14 protein-coding genes, 1 tRNA gene and 2 riboswitches are annotated in these 21,321 nt (G+C 53.2%); of the genes, 7 read left to right on the plus strand and 8 right to left on the minus strand.

Translation table 11 applies throughout. The features are described from left to right. Nucleotides 1-98 precede the first annotated feature (98 nt). Nucleotides 99-614, minus strand: a complete 516-nt coding sequence (gene nrdG / locus PRIO_RS02915; RefSeq protein ID WP_020425681.1) for an anaerobic ribonucleoside-triphosphate reductase activating protein — start codon at nt 612-614, stop codon at nt 99-101. Further along, a complete protein-coding gene (locus PRIO_RS02920) occupies nt 611-2,596 on the minus strand; it encodes an anaerobic ribonucleoside triphosphate reductase (protein ID WP_020425680.1) in 1,986 nt (661 codons plus the stop codon). The genes nrdG and PRIO_RS02920 overlap by 4 nt, the downstream gene beginning before the upstream one ends. A 286-nt stretch (nt 2,597-2,882) precedes the next feature. Next, a riboswitch (cobalamin riboswitch) is annotated at nt 2,883-3,111 on the minus strand. A gap of 349 nt (nt 3,112-3,460) precedes the next feature. Between PRIO_RS02920 and PRIO_RS02930 the strand changes: the two genes are divergently transcribed. From PRIO_RS02930 to PRIO_RS02945, 4 genes are all read left to right on the plus strand, one after another. After that, on the plus strand, nt 3,461-3,769 hold the full coding sequence (locus tag PRIO_RS02930; RefSeq protein WP_020425678.1) for an MTH1187 family thiamine-binding protein: 309 nt from the start codon (nt 3,461-3,463) through the stop codon (nt 3,767-3,769). A gap of 36 nt (nt 3,770-3,805) precedes the next feature. Beyond that, complete coding sequence (locus PRIO_RS02935; protein WP_020425677.1) at nt 3,806-4,579, plus strand: sugar phosphate isomerase/epimerase family protein; 774 nt, start codon at nt 3,806-3,808, stop codon at nt 4,577-4,579. An 88-nt stretch (nt 4,580-4,667) separates the two neighbouring features. Next, nucleotides 4,668-4,739 (plus strand) — tRNA-Thr (locus PRIO_RS02940). A gap of 1,362 nt (nt 4,740-6,101) precedes the next feature. Beyond that, nucleotides 6,102-6,554, plus strand: a complete 453-nt coding sequence (locus PRIO_RS02945) for a hypothetical protein (RefSeq protein WP_046501083.1) — start codon at nt 6,102-6,104, stop codon at nt 6,552-6,554. 353 nt (nt 6,555-6,907) lie between these two features. On the opposite strand, the gene PRIO_RS02950 is transcribed toward PRIO_RS02945, so the two are convergent. The 6 genes from PRIO_RS02950 to PRIO_RS02980 form a co-directional block, all read right to left on the minus strand. Then, the gene (locus PRIO_RS02950) at nt 6,908-8,440 is read right to left on the minus strand and encodes an extracellular solute-binding protein (protein ID WP_063850472.1); all 1,533 of its coding nucleotides are present in this window, start codon (nt 8,438-8,440) and stop codon (nt 6,908-6,910) included. Nucleotides 8,441-8,517: 77 nt separating this feature from the next. Continuing rightward, nucleotides 8,518-9,378, minus strand: coding sequence for a carbohydrate ABC transporter permease (locus tag PRIO_RS02955; protein ID WP_020431575.1), 861 nt, complete (start codon nt 9,376-9,378; stop codon nt 8,518-8,520). Continuing rightward, the gene (locus PRIO_RS02960; protein ID WP_046506352.1) at nt 9,372-10,310 is read right to left on the minus strand and encodes an ABC transporter permease; all 939 of its coding nucleotides are present in this window, start codon (nt 10,308-10,310) and stop codon (nt 9,372-9,374) included. Before PRIO_RS02960 ends, PRIO_RS02955 begins: the two co-directional genes overlap by 7 nt. Before the next feature lie 246 nt (nt 10,311-10,556). Continuing rightward, entirely contained in the window at nt 10,557-12,071 is a 1,515-nt protein-coding gene (locus tag PRIO_RS33660; protein WP_020431572.1) for a helix-turn-helix domain-containing protein, read from the minus strand. Next, complete coding sequence (locus PRIO_RS02975; protein ID WP_020431563.1) at nt 12,043-13,842, minus strand: sensor histidine kinase; 1,800 nt, start codon at nt 13,840-13,842, stop codon at nt 12,043-12,045. Before PRIO_RS02975 ends, PRIO_RS33660 begins: the two co-directional genes overlap by 29 nt. 139 nt (nt 13,843-13,981) lie before the next feature. Beyond that, entirely contained in the window at nt 13,982-16,282 is a 2,301-nt protein-coding gene (locus tag PRIO_RS02980; protein WP_020431562.1) for an FAD-dependent oxidoreductase, read from the minus strand. Between the two features lie 200 nt (nt 16,283-16,482). Between PRIO_RS02980 and PRIO_RS02985 the strand changes: the two genes are divergently transcribed. The 3 genes from PRIO_RS02985 (at nt 16,483) to PRIO_RS35340 (ending at nt 20,894) form a co-directional block, all read left to right on the plus strand. Continuing rightward, a complete protein-coding gene (locus PRIO_RS02985) occupies nt 16,483-16,791 on the plus strand; it encodes a hypothetical protein (protein ID WP_020431561.1) in 309 nt (102 codons plus the stop codon). A 169-nt stretch (nt 16,792-16,960) separates the two neighbouring features. Beyond that, nucleotides 16,961-17,383, plus strand: coding sequence for an ASCH domain-containing protein (locus tag PRIO_RS02990; protein ID WP_020431559.1), 423 nt, complete (start codon nt 16,961-16,963; stop codon nt 17,381-17,383). 1,180 nt (nt 17,384-18,563) lie between these two features. Then, nucleotides 18,564-18,651, plus strand: a riboswitch (cyclic di-GMP riboswitch). A gap of 83 nt (nt 18,652-18,734) precedes the next feature. Next, nucleotides 18,735-20,894 (plus strand): choice-of-anchor A family protein, encoded by a 2,160-nt coding sequence (locus PRIO_RS35340; RefSeq protein WP_144412084.1) that lies wholly within the window; start codon nt 18,735-18,737, stop codon nt 20,892-20,894. The last annotated feature ends 427 nt before the right edge of the window (nt 20,895-21,321 follow it).

Raw genomic sequence — 21,321 nt, forward strand, 5'->3', positions numbered from 1 at the left:
CATTTTTGGGTTTAATTTTCAATATCAAAAATTGAAGTATATAAGCGCAGAGAGGGGCCCGCACCAAGGCTTGGCCTGCTCTTTGATAGTTGCCAAATTTATAAGACTGCCGGCTGCCAATGTACGATTTCCGTACCGGCAAGGCTGGCCTGAATATCAATAATCCGCTGGTTGCTGCTTCCCCGGTAGGGGAGGGTGGTGTCTTTGAGCTCTTCCACAAAACGCCCGTCAATCACGACCTGACACAGAGCCAGCAGGTTCCATTCGGGTGAGCCCGGAGCCGCTGTAAGCTCCTCATAGGTATAGCCGGTGTAAATCCATACGGAATAGTCCGGCAGCACGCTGCGCAGCTCCTGAATGAAGCCCGCAGCCTCCTCTGCCGAGAAAAAAGGGTCGCCGCCCGCCAGCGTCAGTCCGTCCAGCAGCGGATTTGCCGCCATCTCGGCGATAATCTCCCGCTGGCGCTCCAAGGTGAACGGCTCGCCGTAGTTGAAATTCCAGGTCTTCGGGTTGAAGCAGCCCGGGCAGCGGTGACGGCAGCCGCTGAGGAAGAGGACGGCCCGCATGCCCTCTCCTTCGTTGATCGATTCCGGGTAGTAGCCGCATATATTCATAGATGCTTAACGCGGTCCCTTACTTCGGCTTGCTTGGCGGCATTGAAGCGGGTCTGGTAGTCGCCGGTCAGATAGCCGGTTACCCGGCGCAGGCGGCGGATATGCACATCGTTCTCATGCGCGCCGCAGGAAGGGCAGTTCGTGCCGATCACGCCTTCGTAGCCGCAGTCCGAGCAGCGGTCTATCGGGTGATTGATGCTGAAGTAGCTGACCTGCTGCTCCAGCGCATAACGGATGATCTTCACAAAAGCCGCCGGGTTGCTGCGGGCATTGCCGTTCAGCTCTACATAAGAGATTGCGCCGGCATTGCAGTATTCATGGAACGGGGCTTCCAGGCTGATTTTTTGTGCGGCGCTCAGCTCATAGTAGACCGGGATATGGAAAGAGTTCGTATAATATTCACGGTCGGTGACGCCCGGAATCGAGCCGATCACCTTGCGGTCCACTTTGGTGAATTTGCCGGACAGGCCTTCAGCCGGTGTGGCGAACAGCGTAATGTTGAGGTTCAGCTCCTCGCTCTTGCGGTCGCAGTATTCCCGCATGTGGCGGACAATGGCCAGCGCCTTGGCGTGGATCTCCATGTCCTCGCCGTGATGCTTGCCGTACATGGCCTTCATGCATTCCGCCATGCCGATGAAGCCAATCGACAGGCTGCCATGCTTCAGCAGCTCGCCTACACTATCTTCGGGAGCGAGCGCTTTGCCGCCTTCCCAGACGCCTTCGCGCATCATGAAATCGGAAGCCTTGGCCTTCTGGGAGGCCTGGATGCGGAAGCGGTGAAGCAGACCTTCCAGAGCGATGTCCATGTAATGGTTCAGATCGTCATAGAAGCCTTCTTCGTCGGCGGCAAGGCGGCGTCCTGTGGCAATGCCGTAGGCCAGTCCCAGCCGCACCAGATTGAGCGTATTGAAGGACAGGTTGCCTTTGCCGGAGCAGTGGTTGCGTCCGAAGCGGTCGCCCAGCACCCGTGTGCGGCAGCCCATCGTGGCAAATTCGGTATCCGGATCAGCCGGATCGTAATATTGCAGATTGAGCGGCGCATCCAGATTGGCGAAGTTCGGATACAGTCTGCGGGCGGAACATTCCGCCGCCTTGAGGAACAGCTCGTAGTTCGGATCGCCCTGCTGCTGGTTCACGCCCTGCTTGCATTTGAAGATCTGGATCGGGAACACCGGCGTTTCGCCGCTGCCCAGACCGTTCATCGTGGCCATCAGCAGCGAGCTGATGACCAGCTGCCCTTCAGGAGAGGTGCAGGTGCCGTAGTTGATGCTGGTAAAAGGAATCTGTCCGCCCGACCGGCTGGACATTGTATTAAGGTTATGTATCATGCTCTCTGCGGCCTGAAGCGTTTCACTTTCCGTCTCCTTCAGCGCAAAGCGGAAGGCCCGCGGATACTGCTCCGCCAGATCGCTGCGGCTCATAGTGACTTCCCCGCCGATCTCTCCGGCTGTACCTTCTTCGAAATATTCCAGTCCCTTGCGGAACAGCTTGGCGAAGGACTTGGTCACATAAGGAGCCAGATCAAAATCCAGCTTGTTGGCGGATACGCCGCCGTATTGGGCATTCTGCTGCGACTGGAAAATAATCGCCACCAGCGACATCGCAGTCATAATCGAGTTGGGTGGACGAACGCTGCCGTTGCCGGTGTTGAAGCCTTCGCGGAGAAGCTGCTCGAACGGGATAAAGATGCAGTTGGTGGTTCCGATCGCGTATTGGTCCAGATCGTGGACATACACCACATTATCGAGGGTAGCCTGCACGAGCTGCGGCGGCATCGTGAAGTTGCGGGCATACCACTTGGAATACTCACTGCCGAACTTGCTCATTTTGCCGGAAAAGCTCTCACCGTTCAAATTCGCATTTTCGCGCAGCAGATCCAAATCCCGGCTGTCGATAATATCGCGCCCCAAATGGATCACTTCCTCCAAAAGAACCTCCTGTGCAGCTTGTCCACCGTTGTACCGTTTCTCCAGCAGCGTCATTGTCTAGCTCTCCTCTCCGTATATGAAACATGTTCTGATTGTAATAAAAAAGCATCCCCCGCCGAGGAAGGCGGAAAATGCCCGGATGCGTAGCGCAAATAACCTGAGCGGATATTTGCGGATGGTCTCCATGGAAATATGCTTTCCCGCAGAAGCCGATACCTGAACGTGATAAGGCTTATCGCGTTCAGGTATCGGCAGCCTTGGCTCCCTGGCATAAGGGAAGGCTAAATCTGCTTGTGCAGGCCGCATGCGGACACCTCTCCTGTTCCTCGCAGGCGTAAATAATGGTGCCCGGAAACAGGCAGGTCTCCTGGCTTCCGGTGAATCCGGGGCGCCTTCCCAAGGGGGGCTACCCCTCAGTGGCGTGAGCCTCAGGATACTGCTCCGCAGGGCTTCTGGAGCCTGCAGGGCATCCGGTTACAGTGGCGGGACCGCAACGGATTTGCACCGCGCTTCCCTATTAAGCTTCAACTCTCCTGGAAGAGCAAAGCACCTGTTTCCACTATATTTTGTTGTCGCTAGATAAAAATAACCCAATATCTTGTGTTTGTAAACAATTTTTTGCGAACCCGCGCCCGGTGCGGACTCCGCCCGTTTACTCACAGCTGGTCCACAGCTGATCCACAGATAACCCGGTGTTCGTCCACAATTAGTCCACAGGTAATCCACAGCACGGGAGTAAATTTTGCCGGAACTGATTCAAAAATTGTCCAAAATACGCCACAAAAGTTCCAAAACCTGGTCATACCCGCAGTAGGACTTTAGGCGATTTGTGGGGGGAGGCAGGAGTTGCTACAATAGAAGGGACCAGAGACTTATGTAACGAGGCTTATAGAGGCTTATAATAGGAGGGATTTCAGGATGGCGATTGGCGAAGTAACTGTAATTCCGATTGGTACAGGCAGCACCAGCCTCAGCAGCTATGTGGCTGACATGCAGCGCGTGCTGGAGACGGTGGAAGGCATTACCTACGAGCTGACATCCATGGGCACCATTATCGAAGGTCCGCTGGCGCGGATTCTGGCGGCCGTCGAAGCGCTGCACGAGTCCCCTTTTACTGCCGGAGCACAGCGGGTATCCACCTCGCTCAAGATTGATGACCGGCGGGATAAGCCGTCCACAAGCCGCAGCAAGCTGGAATCGGTGGAACGCAAGCTGCAGGCGGATTAATTCATAACAATTACAGCGACAAGGAGCGGATGCGTAATGGCGGCTATCAAACAGCAGATCGGGATACAGATGTACACGCTGCGGGACAGGGCGGAGAAGGATTTTCTGGGGACGCTGCGCAAGGTGGCGGAGATCGGGTACAAATCGGTGGAATTTGCCGGGTATTTTGGCGTATCAGCTGCAGAACTGCGCAAAACGCTGGATGAGCTTGGACTGTCGGCCCCCTCAGCGCATGTAGGGCTGGATTTCAGCAGTCTGGAGAATATGCAATCGGCCTTATCCAGAGAGATCGAATATGCCCGGGAGGTGGGGCTGGAGTATCTTATCACACCTTCTGCGCCTCTTCCGGAGCAGCCTGCGCTGGACGATGTGCTGGCTCTGATTCCATTCTTTGAAAAGGCTTCCGAGCTGGTACGGGCAGCAGGGCTGAAGTACGGATACCACAACCATGACTTTGAGTTCAAGCAGGTCAACGGGCAGGCCGTCATCGACATCTGGCTGGAGCGGATTCCTGCTGAGCATATGGTGGCGGAGTTTGATTTGGGCTGGGTCCATGTGGGCGGTGCGGTACCGGCAGAATATATCTCCCGCTATGCCGGACGCGTGCCTCTGGTCCACATCAAGGATTTCGGCGCAGGCCATGAGGAAGCCGATCTCGGAAAAGGTCAAGTAGACTTCGATAGTGTCTTCAAGGCTGCGGATGAAGCCGGAATTCAGCACTACATCGTGGAGCAGGAGGTTTTCGCATCGTCGTCACTGGAGAGCGCCCGGCTGGCGCTGGATTACTTCCGCAAGCGGGGAATGCTGTAACCGTTTCCTGATCGGGCTGTAAGAGAAAGGGTTGCGTTTTTCTCCAGACGATGTATAATGTATTTTGTTTGACAGAAAAATGCTGTAAGCTGGTGTAGCTCAGGGGTAGAGCAACGCACTCGTAATGCGTAGGCCGGGGGTTCAATTCCCTTCACCAGCATCCCCAACAAACATACGTAGCGCGGATTCTTGAAAATTTCAAGAGCCGCGTTTTTTATTTTATAGGAAGTTATACAGTGTAAAAAAGGATATCTTGGAAGCCTCCGAGGATAAAAGTGATGCAGGAGGGTTGAGCTTCATCCGTGGACTGAAGCGGACAAAGGAGCCCTTATTTTGCCAAAAATCTTGTTTTTTCAGCGGATACGGACTCAGGAACCGTTATATCGTTCGATTGAACCTGGAATAAAGGGGAAAAGGACAAATAAAGGCATCTCAGTCCGTCCTGCGGAATAGACGAATCTTCTATGAATAACGGCTTTCCAGTCCGCAACGGTTGCGGATCGATCGTGAAGGAAGCTCATCGTGTCCGCAGAATGACCCATACCATAATCATACGGCCCCCAATGCATGTTTTAACTAACTTCTGGGCGAGCGTTGTGCATGTGGTATAACAATATGAGCTCTAAGCAAGTCAAAGGACGCTAAGCCTGCCTATGCTGCCTATAATACAACAATCCGTCTTCAGCATACCCCCGTTGGTTTTGGAACGGCGGGGAATCCCTGCGGCCGTAAGCCCCGTGTTGTTATTCACCCGCCAGGGTGATTTTGTTCTTTTCGGGGAGATTGCAGCCCTTTTCACCTCAATAACGGATTATGTGTCCGGATCACCTTGTATATTGCCCGTGCCAAGAAGTAGGTGAACAGTGCTAGTTGGAAAAAGGAAACTTATTTCTCTCAGAAATCAACAATTGTGAGATTGAAGTGGAAAAAGGGAACTTAATTGGGCCATATGACTTAGTTAGGGGCGAAATGAGCTGAATTAGTTACCCTTTTTCCACTTAACCTGCGGAGAACAGGAGATTCGGGCAAATTAGTTATCCTTTTTCCACTTGGAATTGCTGAAGGACACATAAAGGGTTCCCCTAAGGTGTTAACCCTCGAAAACTTGCACGGAATACAACAAAGTGTGATATAAGCAGACCGAATGGGCGAACATCTTGTACGTTATACAACAATCTGTGTCCAAAGTACGCTAAACGTACAAAAATCTTGTGAATTGTACAACAATGTGGGCGCGGCTTCACCAAATGGACGAAAATCCTGGATGTTATACAACAAATGCGGACTTCGTAACCTCCAAGACCCTTATTCACCCGCCAGGGTGATTTTGTTCATTTTTCTACCTGTTCTTCTACCCCTATACAATAGGGATTTTTTATTCCTCGCCAGATTGTTTATACGATTCGGTTAATGTCAGCTTGTATGCAACGCAGAGTATATATAAAATAACCCGGCTAGAGGCTGATGTGTGGTTTTTCACTTTTTAATATACTCAACCCATAAAGAAATTTGGGAGGGTATTATGAGAAATTATAGAATTCGATTTTCGTTGACAGGCTTTTTATTATACGCATTGCAACTGCTTCCTAATATCATCTGGATGCTAGTGCCTCCAGTAAATGATGTGCTTACCGGAAACAGTTCTGCCTATAAAACACTCAATATTATTGAGGGATTGTTTGGAGTGCTAACGGTTACTCTGATGATTTTTCTGTTAAACAAAGCTGAAGGGAGGAATAGAAACTTTTATATAGGATTAGCAGTTCTCTTTTTGGCAGGCTATTATATTTCTTGGATTTTCTACTATAACGGAGTGGTGGCTCCGTGGTTATTGATACTGGGAATTGCTTGCATGCCGCCGCTTTATTTCTTTTTTGCCGGGCTTTGGATGAAGAACTATGTCCTCCTCGTTCCGTGTGCTATTTTTGGAGTTACCCATATTTTGATCACATGCATGAATTATTTGGGAGCTTGAATGGTTAGAATTGTTTTTGTGAGTAGCCGGATTCTAAATTGATTTTGGGCATGACTAACCGAATTTGCAAAATGTGAGCTGTAAAAGAAAAGAGACATCTCTACAAGATAGAGACATCTCTAAATAAATTAGTAAAGAACTGCCCGGAGTTTATGTCGCAGATATAATCAAAGTGGTTTAGCTGTAAGGTTTCAAATAAACCTTATAGCATACATCATGAGCAACCAAGCTTTGTTTAGTGGGATTAGCGTCATAATTATAATCAGCCGGGTCTGTCTCAAAAGCATACAAAACATTAGTCACAAGGTAAGATTTATAATTCCATAAAAGCAGCTCTCCTACTCTTAAATGTCTTATTTCCCGTAACCGAGTTCATTCAATTGGCTGATCGCCGTATCGAGATAGTTCTTGTAGCTGAACGTGTTTTCCAGCGTCTCCAGAAACTTGCTGTAGCTGTCGATCTTGGCTTTGCCATAGACAAATTTGATCATTTCTTCTTCAATGAAGCGGTTGGCGTCGGCCGGGTTGTAGCCCGGAGGGCTGGTCACAAAGCCGTCCAGTGTCTGGATGCGCGGCAGGTTGGCTTCAAAGTCAATATAGGCGGCCAGATTGCTGAATTTGGATTTCAGATAATCCGTTTCCGGGCGGCCTGTGAACTGGTACAGCCAGGTGAACGAAGCGTCGGAGCGGCCTTTGTCGGTAATTTTGACAGTATCGCCTTCCAGCGTATAGTGGGTATTCTCCACCCCATACTGAACCAGCCGGTTGCCTTCCTTTGTCGATACATAATTGAGCAGCTCCAGCACTTTGTTCAGCTTTTCAGGCTCGCTTTCCAGCTTTTTGGGGATGACCCACAGGCCGCTGGAAGCGCCGATATTCAGAGAATTGGCATTTGCGATGCCGGTTGGTCCTTTCGGGGGAGCCAGCTGAATCCATTCCGCCTTCGGATTGGCGCCTTTCCAGACGGCTACCTTGTCGTCTTTCATGATTTGCGCCCATTCGGTGTTGATGATGCCCACCTTGCCCTGAAACGCCTTGTCGATGGCCATCGTCCCCTTGTTGCTTACAATTTCAGGGTCAACGACTCCGGCATCGAGAAAACCTTTGATAGTGGTGAGTGCCTCTTTCATTTCCGGCTGGTAGAATGTGCTGACTACCTTGCCGTCACGGACAAACAGCTGCGAGGTGTCAAAAATATTGGTGAGACCGTAAGCGCCGAATATCGGGTCAAAGGTCTGGAAGTTGGTGCCGGTGAGGCCAAAGGTGTCGTTTTTGCCGTTTTTATCCGGATCGTTGGTTGTAAACGCTTTAGCAACCTCCAGCAGTTCATCCACGGTAGCCGGCGGCTGCAATTGCAGATTATCCAGCCAGTCCTTGCGAATCCAATACGTGTAGGAGACTGATTGACCCGTTTTGGGCAATGCATACTGCTTGCTGTCCAGAATGCCTTTCTTCAGCACCTCATCCCCGACAAATTTGGTGTATTCCGGCAGTTTGTCCAGATACGGCGTCAAGTCGAGCAAAGAACCGGACTGGGCCAGTTTTTGCAGATGGGCTTTGCTGGTCGCCATCAGCAGATCGGGGAGATTGCCCGAGGCCGCACGGACATTCATTTGATTCTCATAGTCGTTCTGGTCGCCTACGAGTGTCAGCTTCAGATTAACGCCTACTTGTTCATCCAGCGCTTTCTTGATGAAATCATCCGCCGGCAGGCTGGTGCCCCAGCTGATTTCGGCTGCTTCGATGTCCACCGGCCCGGCTGCCGACTTAGCGGAAGCATCGCCTTCTGCGGTTTTGGGCGTATTGGACCCGCCGCCGCAGCCGCTGAAAAGCGCGACAGTCATAGCCAACGCGGTCCACGCCATTACTCTGTTCTTCTTTCTCATTACAACCCCTGCCTTTTCTCTGATTTATTCCTTGCACAGTAGTATGAATGAAGTGGGAACCCTTAACGGATTCCCAGTTATCCCTTGATCGCTCCCAGGAGCATCCCTTTGGTAAAATGCTTCTGGATAAACGGGTACACCACGATAATTGGCAGGCTTCCGGCAATGACCGCCGCCATCTGCATGGCTGCTGTCGGGACGGTAACCTCGGCCTGCAGCTCATTCGATTGAGTCAGCAGGAGCATATTGCGGATGACCACCTGCAGCGGATGCAGCTTCACGTCGGTAATATACAGAATCGCCGAGAAAAAAGAATTCCAGTGGCCGACCATATAGAACAGGCCAACCGTCATTATGGATGGAATCGACAACGGAATGACAATCTGCCATAAAATGCGGAATTCCTTGGCCCCGTCTATTTTGGCCGATTCAAACAGCTCTTCCGGCAGATTCTCAAAAAAGCTTTTCATAATAAGCACGTTGAAGGTGGCGATTGCCCCCGGAATAATGAGCGACCATAGGGTATCCAGCATCCCCAGCGAGCGGACAACCAGATAGGTTGGAATCAGGCCGCCGTTGAACAGCATGGTGATGACGATAAACAGCAGGAAGAAGGTCCTTCCGCGCAAATTCCTGCGGCTGAGCGGATAGGCGGCCATCGTTGTCAGAATCATGTTGATGGCGGTGCCGGTCACTGTGACAAACACCGTGACCAGCATGGATCGGCCAAGCGCCGGGTCGGCCAAAATCCGCTGGTAAGCTTCAAAAGAAATGCTGCGCGGAATGACGACAAAACCTCCGTTTTTGATGACTTCGCTGTATGGCGTCAGCGACATTGAAATGACATAGAGCAGCGGGAAGATTGCCACTACCGCCACTGCTGCAAGCAGGAGATAGACCACGGTGTTAAATAATTTATCGGATTTGGCGTTTACCATATTCCGCCCCCCCATCGTTTAGCCAGCTTGTTGGCCCCCAGCACCAGCACAAAGCCAATAGCTGATTTGAACAATCCTACCGTGGTCGCCAGACTAAAGTTCATTTGCTCCAGACCGGTCCGGTATACCCAGGTATCAATAATATCGCCGACCTCATATACGCGCGGGTTGTAGAAAACATAGATTTGCTCAAATCCGGCGTCCATGATGCTGCCGATTTTGAGGATCAGGAGCAGGATGATGACATTGCGGATACCGGGAAGTGTAATATGCCAAATCATCCGCAGCCGGCTGGCGCCGTCTACCCTGGCCGCTTCGAACAGCGTCGGGTCGATCCCGCTGATCGCAGCCAAATAGACGATTGCGCCCCAGCCGATATCCTTCCAGATTTCAGTCGAGACCAGCATGCTGCGGAACCATTCCGTTGAGCCGAGGAAAGAGATGGACGAGCCGCCCGCTTCTGTAATCCAGCGGTTGACCAGCCCGGTCGTCTCCGAAAAGAAAGCCACCGAAATGCCGTAAATGATAATCCAGGACAAAAAATGCGGCATATAGCTTAATGTCTGGACCCACCGCTTCAGCCACATCACCCGGCATTCGTGGAACAGAATCGCCAGAATGATCGAAGGCAGCATCCCGAACACCAGCTTGTATAAGCTGATCAGCAGGGTATTGGACATAAGCTGTAAGAAATACGGAGAATCAAAAAACATTTTGAAATACTTGTACCACGGGTCGGCCCAGGGGCTGTGCAGGATGCCGTCCGTAAAACTATAGTCCTTGAAGGAGATAATGACGCCGTACATCGGCAAGTATTTGAATACAAAATACCAGATTAGGCAGGGAAGCAGCATCAGGTACAACGCCCGCATTCCCCATATCCTGATCCATGCCTGACGCAGCGGTGACTCTGCTGTCTTGTTCCTTGTCATGCCAATGGATTCTTCCATACGCTCAACCTTCCTGTCTGTGTTTTGATACTATCATAGCGGACAGGGGAGGCAGGGCGTAATCTTCATATCTCAGCGATTCAGTGTACAATTTTAAGTTCTGGGGAGCGCAGCAAAGCGGATAGACAAGGGGGAAAAGAACGCGTTGAAAACTTGGCGCCGCAGAAGCTTTTCCGGCAGGCGCACATGTTCAGGGGGAGCGGGGCAGGAGGCCGGCGGCATTAATAATTATGGCGCCGGCGGCTCGGTGCCCGCCTTTCCTTTACACTGCTGCCTGTATTCGTTGGGTGTCAGCTTCGTCCAGCGCTTGAAAATTTTAAAGAAGTAGCTGGGGTTGGCGAACCCGACCCGCTCCCCGATTTCGGCAACGGTCAGGTCGGTCTGCTCCAAATAGAACCTAGCTTCATTCACCCGGATGTGCTGGAGGTAGTTAATGAAGGTCTCGCCCGTTTTTTTCTTGAATAGGCCGCTCAAATAATTTTCATCCATATTGACGTATTGCGCCATCGCCTGCAAAGAGATGTCCTCGTCATAATGATGCAGCAAATAGCGGATCATCGTGTTGATCTCGGGATGGTCCGTCTCCTGCGGCCGCTGCCCGCCAAGACCCTTGGCATAAGTCCGCATCCGCGCGACTGTCTGCTCCAGCAATTCGGGATGGCGCACGGCATCCAGCAGGGCGCCGGGCGGTTCTGCAGGCTTTCCGGCAATACGCGCGAACAGCTTGTCCAGCCGCTCGGCGGTCTCCTTGACTGCCGCCATCGGCATGCGGACGGCCGCCATGAACTGCCATAGCTGCTCCAATTTGGCGGCACAGTCGCCCACATCGAGCCGCTCGAAGCGGCCGATAATCTCCCGTTCCTGTTCCCAGGGAACGGGGAGGGGGTGCACCGGAGCCGTATCGGCTTCGGCCGTAACACCGTTCTCTCCACGGGCACAGCCATAATAATAGCGGCCCAGCACCTCCAGGTTCATCCGCCAGGCGCCCAAACCGGCATCTGCCGCTGATCCAAGGCGGCGGACGGCAGGCAGCCCGTCATAGATGAACACCTCAGGCCGCAGTGCCGGGCTGCGCTCCAGCCAGACCCAAAAAGTGCTCTGCCCCATATACCTGAACAGGTGGCAGCGTGCTGCCTGCCCTGCCTCTGCGGGCAGCAGGGAAGGCAGGTCGGCTTTGCTCAGCATCCGGGTGCCGCCCAGCACCGAGATAAGCAGCAGCCCTGGGGAGTTTGCCGCCCGGCGGCGGAAATCCTCGAATTTGTCTGTTTCATCCTGGTGGAGTTCCTTGCCCCACAGGCTTCGCCACATATAACCGGCTGCCTCCCGGAACAGCTGGTCCTCCAGCCGGTCCTGCTGTTCCACCCGCTTCATCAGCTTGGCCCGGGCTTTGTTCAGCGCCTGGAGCAGCTCTTCGTCGCTCATGGACAGCTTGAGAATATAACTGGATGCGCCGTATTCAAGCGCAAGCCGGGCGTATTCGAACTCGCCGGCGCAGGTAAGCATGATGAACGATCCTTCAAAGCCCTTGGCCCGTGCAGCCTGAATCAGCTCCAGGCCGTCCATGTAAGGCATAAAAATATCGGTAATTACAATATCGGGCTGCAGCCGGTCCATCAGCTCCAGCGCTTCCTGCCCGTGAGTGGCCTCACCGGTAATGGAAAAGCCGTGCTCCTCCCAGCGGATGGATTGGCGGATCGAGCGGCGGACGAACGGCTCATCCTCGACCAGAAGTATTTTCCACATTTCGCTCCTCCTTGTCATAAGGCAAAGAATTCAACAGCGGAATATCCAGTACAGCCACCGTGCCTTGGGGGAGCGGCAGCAGAAGCAGCTCGCCTCTCCCCTTATAGAGCAGCATGATCCGTTCCCTCAGATTGCTGAGGCCGATGCCCTTGCGCCGTTTCCCCGAAGCGGAGCCGCTGCGCTCCAGCCCCTGGCCGTTGTCACCGATCTCGACCCGCAGCCTGCCGCCGGCGCCGGCAATCAGAATGGTTATTTTTCCGCCTGCCTTCATATGCACAAGTCCGTGATAAATTGCATTCTCAACGAGCGGCTGCAGGCTGAACTTTGGAATCAGGGCGTACTCCAGGCCGTCGCCGATCATGTATTCCACGTTGAAGGAGTGGTCATAGCGGAAGGACTGGATGTAGACATACGCCCGGATCAGTTCAATTTCTTCCTTTAGAAAAACGAGGTCCGCATCGCTGTTGAGGCCTGATTCCAGCAGTTTGCCCAGATTCTGACAGATTTCCGATGTCCCCATATCACCGTGGTTGCGCGCGTTCCATTTGATCGTATTCAGCGTGTTGAGCAGAAAATGCGGATTCATTTGCGACATCAGCATTTGAAAGCGGATGGCTTCCTTCTGCCTTTCCTCCATTTGCAGCCGTTCGATCAGCTTGCGGATATCGCCGGTCATCAGATTAAAAGCACGGGCCAGCCGCAGCAGCTCGCCTTTATATTTTCGTTCGGGGATGCTCACATTCAGGTTTTTATCGACAAGCTCACTCATTTTTTTCTGCAAATTATGCAAGGGCCTGACCGTAGAAGAAACAATTGCATACATGATTCCGGCAAAAATAATACAGGTGACCAGAAACGACAGCATAACCTCCCGCTTCATCGCCAGAATGTTCCCGGAGAGCGCTTCCAAGGGGAAGCGGCTCACGAGGTACCAATCCATATTCGGCAGATAAGTGCCGTTAAAGATGAACAGGTCTTTGTCATCGGTAAAATAACGGGCCGGGTTGCTTTTGAAGGTGGCCAGCATCCCGCCCAGCGCCTGAGCAGAGCGGTCATTGCGGCCCATCAGAATCGGCTGCCCGCCGCCGTCCAGCAAATAATAGGTCTGCTTCACCTGGAAGCCGCCCGTTATCGAGTTAAGCCAGGTCTTCATATCCAGACTGATGCGCAGATAGGCGAAGGTATGGCCGTCCGTTCCCTGCAGCTTTGAGAATAAAGAGAATAACTGCGAGCCCGGCAGGGCGTTCGCCAGCAGATAATCAGGCTCATGAACAGTCCAATAATAGGCTTCAGCCCCTTGTCTGAGCTTCACGAACTCCGGCTGCTGCAGCAATTCCGCTCCGCTGACCGCCGGGACAGCCATTCCTTCCTCCAGCGTGTTGTAGACCTCTCCCTTATCATCCACCAGCGTGAGATGAACGGGGACAATGGCATTCATCAGCCGTTGCTTCACCAGCAGCAGCTCATTTTTGATGAACATATTTTTTTCCGGCATATTCTCTCCGGTGCGGCCAAGCTGTTCGCGCAGGTCCGGGTCGCGTTCGAGCTGCAGCATCGCGCCCAATACACCGAATTTCAGGCTTTCAATATTATTTTTGAGAAAATTGAGCTGTGCCGCATTTTGCTGTGATATATTGTCCTTCATCATCGTTTCCAGCTGCGTGATATTGCGGATTTGCAGGAATGCGGAAGGAATCAGCACGAACAGCAGAATGGATAGGACTAACCGGTTTTTCATGCTGGACGGCCACAGCCATTTTAATTTGCCCATAGGCTCTCCTCCGGAGCTTGAATTGAAATCCCCTCTATTCTAGCAAAAATGGCCGCCGCCCGCCCATTAATATAGCGGTCGGCAGCAAGTTAGTGCTAATTCAGCGAACGTGCCCCTATTGGGATACAGCAGACAGGTGTCAGGAGCGATAACAGCGGATCTCTGCGATGCACGCACTGGGATCGCCGTTCGTGGCGTGTACTGTAACGCGGAGTTTATCTGTCTTAACCGCCTCGGACAACGGATGACGGCGGCGGGTCTGGTAGTTGCCCGTGACGGAGGCGACCGTTGTCCATCCGACGCCGGTCCAGGCATCGATGCTGTAATCCCTTGGACACTGGGGGTCGCGGTAGAACGGCGGATACCGGTGATATTCGCGGAACAGCTGGCCGGGAAAAGCCAGCTCGACCGTCCCGATGCACTCCTCCGTTTCCCATTCCAGCTCCAGCCGCTGCGGCAAAGGCCCGGCCGGATCGGAACGCCACATGTTTGTATAATCATACGGCCGGGCAATACCGGTCAAGACATTGGACGGCTCATAGCAGGCTTGCGGCGGCTCTATCCGGAAGCTTAGAGTTCCCCCGTCGCCGTACCGGCGCATTTTGGAAGGGCCCATCTCGTAGGCCGAGGTATGGCCGGGAATGACAGTGCCGCCTTTATGCCACTCCACCTGCGGATTTGCCGCCAGTTCCAGGCGGACATACCCTCCGCTCCGCAGCCCATCCGCTGCGGTAAGCCCGGCTTCCCAGGCTACCCACTGCATCCGGCCGGGCGGAACGGCCAGCTGCTGCCGGGCCAGCGGCTGCTTCGCCCCGCATTCGTAGTCCCAGATGGAGTCCACCGGGACAAGACTGGCCTCAATGGTCTGCTCCGTCCCGGATTCATTGCTTAGGCACACGGCCAGGGAACGGATTTCCTCCGTCCCGGCGGCAATCCACTGCCCGCGCCGGTGCGTAAGCGGCTCCTTGTCCGGGAGCCGGGTTCCGCCGAAGCCGCCGGTGTAGTCGCGGCTCTCCGGCCCTACGCCATGCACGCGGGCGGAGCTGCTGGCCTGTACCCGTGCTGAGCGGGCCACATCGCCGGGGTCCTCGTTGCGGCAGTTCGGCAGGAAGCAGCCCTCGCGGAGCAGAATCTGCTGGACTTCGCGGATATCCGCGAAGTCCAGGCTGCACGCCTCCCGGCCCTGCCGCAGCGCCACGGCGGCGGCTGTACCCGCCGCCTGACCCAGCAGCGCCGTCGTTGCCATGACGCGCACAGTGCCGAGGGCGGCATGGCTGACGCTGACATTGCGGCCGGCCAGCAGAAGATTGTCGATATCCTTCGACATGAGAATGCGCAGCGGAATCCCGTAGGGCCCGCAGTAGCTTTTGATCGCATATTCGCTGGTCTCCGCGTAACCTTCCGCAGATGACGGCTCCGCAGTCGGGGCCAGCAGGCCACCTGTGCTGTGCAGGTCGATGAACCAGCCGCCGTAGGCGATTTCATCGGGGAATATAGTGCGGCCCGCCGGATCATGCTCTGTCATGAAATAACGGCCCAGCACCCGCCGGCTCTCACGTTTGCCCGGCACCTGGCCGATCCAGTCCAGCGCATAGTTCGCAGCTTTTTCTTTCAGGAGCGGGTCCCTGTTCTTAATCCAGTCCCAGATGCCCAGTGTATGGCGGGTCAGTTCATGCCGGATGTGCTCATTGTCATAGATGGTATTCCAAGGGATGCCGATTTCGATCCACCAGTACCCGGCGGCAAGATCGTAGAAATGCCGTCCCTGATCATAGAAAAAAGCGGGGTCCTCATGTCTGACCGCCCAATCCGGTGCCGCAAACGGGACCGGCCGCCCCATATCCTTCGCCTTAAAATGTATTGAGCTGCCCATCGTGTCGCCGCTGGCCGCAAGCGGGGCATGAGGTTCGCTGAATTCCTCCCGGCCCTCCGAACCCCAGCGCCATTCGCAGCCGGCCAGATCGGCAACCACACCATCGCCGGTACAGTCAATGAACACCCGGCCTTCTATGGCGATTTGTGTCTCTGCCCCCGCCACCCGCACGGTCACAGAGGAGATGTGCCGCTCCGCGTTTTTGTGCACTTCGGTGACCGTGGAGTTTAAATGAAGCGTAAGGTTCGGCGTTGACACTGCCAAATTGTATAGCACCATGTCCCATACGCTGTTCGTCCAGCCATTTTCGAGAATGGGTTCATGATTAAGCGCCCGTTCTTCGATCAGCAGCTCGGAAATAATGCCCGTCTCCCGGGCATAGGCATGAAATTGAGCCGCCCCGTGCGGAGTGACCCGGATTTCCGACGAGCTGTTGCCGCCCAGCACCGGCCTATCCTGGATGATACAGACACCGGCTCCCTGCCGGGCTGCCGCCACGGCTGCGCAGACACCCGCCAATCCTCCACCGCATACCACCACATCATAAACTTCCTGCCGCATCTTCATGATTATCCGCCCTTTCATCATATTACCGTTAATTTTAAACGGATATGGAGGGGAGGAATATCAACAAATCTGGCTGATCTTATGTACAAAACTGGTCGATCGGGTTGGTTGCCGCAGGACAGTGTATAACGCTTATATCTATAAAAATCAGGATAAATCCGTTATAATAAATAGAAAAGTAAATTCAATAAATAGGAGAAATGAGCAATTTGAGGAATAAATACATATTTATCTTCACGTTTACCTGTTTCGCGGCTTTCCTCCTGTTATTTCTGCAGCCGGCGCTCGTCCATGCGGCGGATGCAGGAACAATGGTGGACAGCGGCACAAAAGAACGGCTAATGGAGCAGTATGGACTTGAGCCGCCCAAGCCTTCTTTTTCCATGGGCTGGACTGGAATGGATGGCGGGATGAGTACACCGCTTCAAGTCTTTTTAGCAATCTGCGGGCTGGCGGCCAGTCCTTATTTAGTTGTAATCTGGAATTTTATTCTACTCCGGTTCTCGTAAAAGTTGCACAGAATCCCATTGCGTCATACAATACAGTAGTAGAAAGCACACACATTGCGCAGGCAGGGGCTTTGCTCCTTCTACAGCATCCCGATAACTATAAGCGGTGCAGCTTTCCGGATGTTCGGCGGCTGCTTTTTTTGCTGTTCAGAGAGGAGAATAGGCGGAGATGAAATGTCTGACCATCCGGCAGCCCTGGGCCACATTAATTGCGCTTGGGGAAAAACAGCTCGAGACCCGTTCCTGGCAAACGGCTTATCGCGGTGAACTGGCGATTCATGCCGGAATGGGGATCGACACCACTGCCTGCAGGCAGGAGCCTTTCAAGTCGGCCTTGGCGCGGCATGGCTTTACTGTGGACAATCTCCCCCGGGGAGCTATCATCGCTACAAGCCGTCTGGCCGGTTGCTATGAGGTGACGCAAGCGGCTGCAGATGAGGGCTGGCCCGGCGGCAATGAGCTGGTTTTTGGCGATTATGCGCCAGGACGTTATGCCTGGAAGCTGGAGGATGTGACGGCGCTTGCCCGGCCCATACCGGCGAAAGGCAGGCTGAGCTTCTGGGAGTACCCTGTACTGGAGGGGGAGCAGTGACCTGCCGGGACTGCATAACCTTTTGGCGGAACAAAAAAATATTTAGCGGCCCAAGCCATGATTGGGTATGAACCGGCTGACTCGCGGGTAATCTTCTTATAGGATGTTTGGTGCTGCCACTGTCCCGCGCGATCATCAGGATGTATAAGAAAGGGCGTATGCATAGGAAATGGGAAGTCTCCTTATTGCGTGGCTTTGTATGCTGTGTTTGTATTTTTCGTTTGAGGATAAGGTAAGCCGGAAAATTATACTTCCCGTGGCCCTGGTCGTTTTTTTCGGCACACTGGGTTATTGGAAGCTTTTAATGTAATTTTTATGCAGCTATCAGCTTGTTTTCAGGTTAAGGATATATATTGAATGTACCAAACACTCCCCGGTGTTTATAAATAGCTTGCAGGGTCTTGCCAGCTCCCATGGTGAGGCCCGTTTTATTTTGTCTGGCTGATCCTTGCGCTGCATGGGGTGGATAAAATAACCACTGGTATTTATAAAAAAGGGTGATTTTATGTGATATTTTTCACAATAAAATAATAAAAATTGTTTTATATTAAAATTGAAATATAAAAGATTGAAACGTAACAAAATAAAGCACCTCAAAAGGAGAATTATGATGAGTCATGAAGGAAGTCTCCGCCGTGGGCTGGTATTCGGGTTGTTTTTGAGTATTCCGTTGTGGGTGTCCATGATTGGCTGGGTTCAGCTGCTGTAAATCCCAATTCGCTATATCCGCAATGTCTGGTTACGGGAGCGTATATAGCATTACATAGAGAAGGATGAAGAACTGCTGCCGGTTGATTCCGGGGCGGTTTTTTGTTGTGCAGTCCTAATTTGCAGGGAAGTTCTTGCTCCTTAAGGAGTACATATAGCTAGGAATAAAGGTTCTGGATAAGATTTGAAATTATAGTTCGAATATACTAAATTTTAATATTAAAAATTGCAATTAAATACAAGATCTGATACTTTGAAAAAGGCAAAAACCATTCTGTTGAGAGATTTCCTTCTGGACAGGAAGGCTGGAAATCCTTATAGATAGCGGGTTTGTCCATGTTTCAGGCAACCGCGACTTGAAAAAATAGTTAAGGAATAGATTGACAATCGGGCAGGGAAGAGGCTAAACTGAAATTAGTTCAAAAGTAACAAATGTCATAGACTACATAAGTTTTATTTAATCTATATTTCTCATGTATAAACGCAAACCGTCTGAAAGGACGGGACGCAAAGTCAGGAATCTAATGCCCGACCAGGGCTATGATCGTCCGGCCGCCGTGAAGCTGACCCTTCGTGGCGGTCTTTTTGTTGTTATAGTTTTTCCGCAAAATCATAGAATAAGTTACTAGGAGGTGCAAGGCGATTGAAAAAAAGATCACTGAAAGCAGCAGCTCTGATTCTGACAGGAGTATTAGCATTGAGCAGCACGGTTACCTGGGGATGGAATGTTAAAGCTGCGGGAAATATGCCGTATATCCCTACCCCTGTCCTGGGTGTTGCCGGCAATTTTAATGCATTTATCTTTGGAGATTTCACGCAATCTTACGATCAGATTCATGGAAGGCTCGCGGCTGAAGGAAATATTACGTTGCAGGGGTACGGTGTTTCCAAGGATGCGCCCGGCGGGGATGTGCTGGTTGCCGGCAAAAATCTCACTCTAACAGACGGAACTATATATGGGGCAGCTGTATACGGAGGCACTATAAGCACCACACGGGCGGATCTCAAGGAGACCCCCCGCCAAGGGACGCCGATTGATTTTGCGGCCGAGGAACAGTTTTTGGTCCGGCGTTCGGATGAATTGGCCGCATTGACGCAGACACAGCCTTTTGTAAAAGAATATGGAAAAATGACGATTAACGCTCCGGATGCCTATAATGTCATTCATCTGGCCGCTGCTGATTTGGCTGACGCCAACGGGCTGCAGTTCAACATAGCAGGTGATGCCACCGTCATTATTAATGTGGGCGGAAGCGCTGTGAAAATTCCCAATTTTCAATTCTGGGGAGGCAAACCCCGCAAAGTCCTGTTCAATTTCTATGAAGCTGCTTCTGTGAATATCGGGAACACGACAATCGAGGGCACGATATTGGCTCCTCATGCCAGTGTCTTTTATGATCATGCAGAGCTTCATGGCACACTGATTGCAAAAGCGTTCAGCGGTTATGTACAGATGCACCACTATCCGTATGAAGGCTCCGAACCGCCTGCAACGCCGACGCCGACGCCGAGTGCGACGGCGACACCGACGCCGAGCGCAACGGCGACACCAGCGCCGAGTGCAACGGCGACACCAGCGCCGAGCGCAACGGCGACACCGACGCCGAGCGCAACGGCGACGCCAACGCCCAGTGCGACGGTGACGCCAACGCCGAGCGCAACGGCGACACCAACGCCGACGCCGAGTGCGACGCCGACGCCGAGTGGAACGGCGACACCAGCGCCGAGTGCAACGGCGACACCGATGCCGAGTGCAACGGCGACACCGACGCCGAGTGCGACGGTGACGCCAACGCCGAGCGCAACGGCGACACCAACGCCGACGCCGAGTGCGACGCCGACGCCGAGTGCGACGGCGACACCGACGCCGAGTGCGACGGCGACACCAGCGCCGAGCGCAACGGCGACACCAACGCCGAGTGCAACGGCGACGCCGATGCCGAGTGCAACGGCGACACCGACGCCGAGCGCAACGGCGACACCAACGCCGAGCGCAACGGCGACACCGACGCCGAGCGCAACGCCGACGCCGAGTGCGACGGTGACGCCAACGCCGAGCGCAACGGCGACACCAACGCCGACGCCGAGTGCGACGCCGACGCCGAGTGCAACGGCGACACCGATGCCGAGTGCGACGCCGACGCCGAGTGCAACGGCGACACCGACGCCGAGCGCAACGGCGACACCGATGCCGAGTGCAACGGCGACGCCAACGCCGAGTGCAACGGCGACACCAACGCCGACGCCAACGTCAAGTACGACGCCGGTACCGACATCAAGTGTAACGCCGACACCAACGTCTAGCGCGTTACCGAGCGCCACTGCATCAGCGACGCCGACGTCGAGTACAGCACCAACTCCTACAAGCGAAGTAACACCGGCGCCATCAACAGCAACACCAACGCCAGACACTACAGTAATCTATGTTCCGGTAACGTTCCCGACGCCAACACCATCATCGGTAATCGGCACGATTGTGGATGATACCTTGATCAATGATGACCCATTACCCTTGGGGCCAGTGTCAACGGTCGCTCCAGTGCAGCCAACAGCGCCGATACAGCCAACAGCCTCAATAGAGCCAACGCCAGCCCCTGCACCGGCCCCAACGGTAACACCGGAGCCGGAGGAAATAGTTATAACAGATGACGAAATTCCTGCTGGCAGCGTGGATACCCCCGATAAACTGCCGCAGACCGGGGAAGCAAGTCCAGCGCCTTATTATATCGCAGGTCTGGGAATCGCTGGCTTGGGACTGCTGCTTAGCAGAACTGCAAGAAACAGCGGTAAACGCAAACGGTAAAAGAAGTATTTATAATGAAGGGGATTATAGCGGATTAGCGGATTAACCGAAGAGAGCGACTTTGTCCTTCAGCAGCATAACAAGCAAAAGGCAGGACTTCTTCAGCAATGGAGAAGCCCTGCTTTTTGCTTTTGTTCACAACAGCTTATTAAAGCAAACTGTCAGCGAGTGAAACCCAATGGGCTTGCACTTCCTGAGCAGCCTCAACACACTTCTGCAGAGACAAGACTAAACAAAGGTATTTCTGCCTTTGTTTTCGTCTACCCGGCCTGAACGAGGCCAAACAAAGGCATTTCTGCCTTTGTTTCCGCAATTGAGAAGCCGGCCGCAGTCTCCGTCATTTGATGAATTTTGCCCGGTTCTTTGCGGCATTTCCAACCGTTCCCCCGGCCATGTTATACTATGCTGAAAATCGGGCGGCGTGCAG

The organism is Paenibacillus riograndensis SBR5 (assembly GCF_000981585.1).
Classification (GTDB): Bacteria; Bacillota; Bacilli; order Paenibacillales; family Paenibacillaceae; genus Paenibacillus_AQ; species Paenibacillus_AQ riograndensis.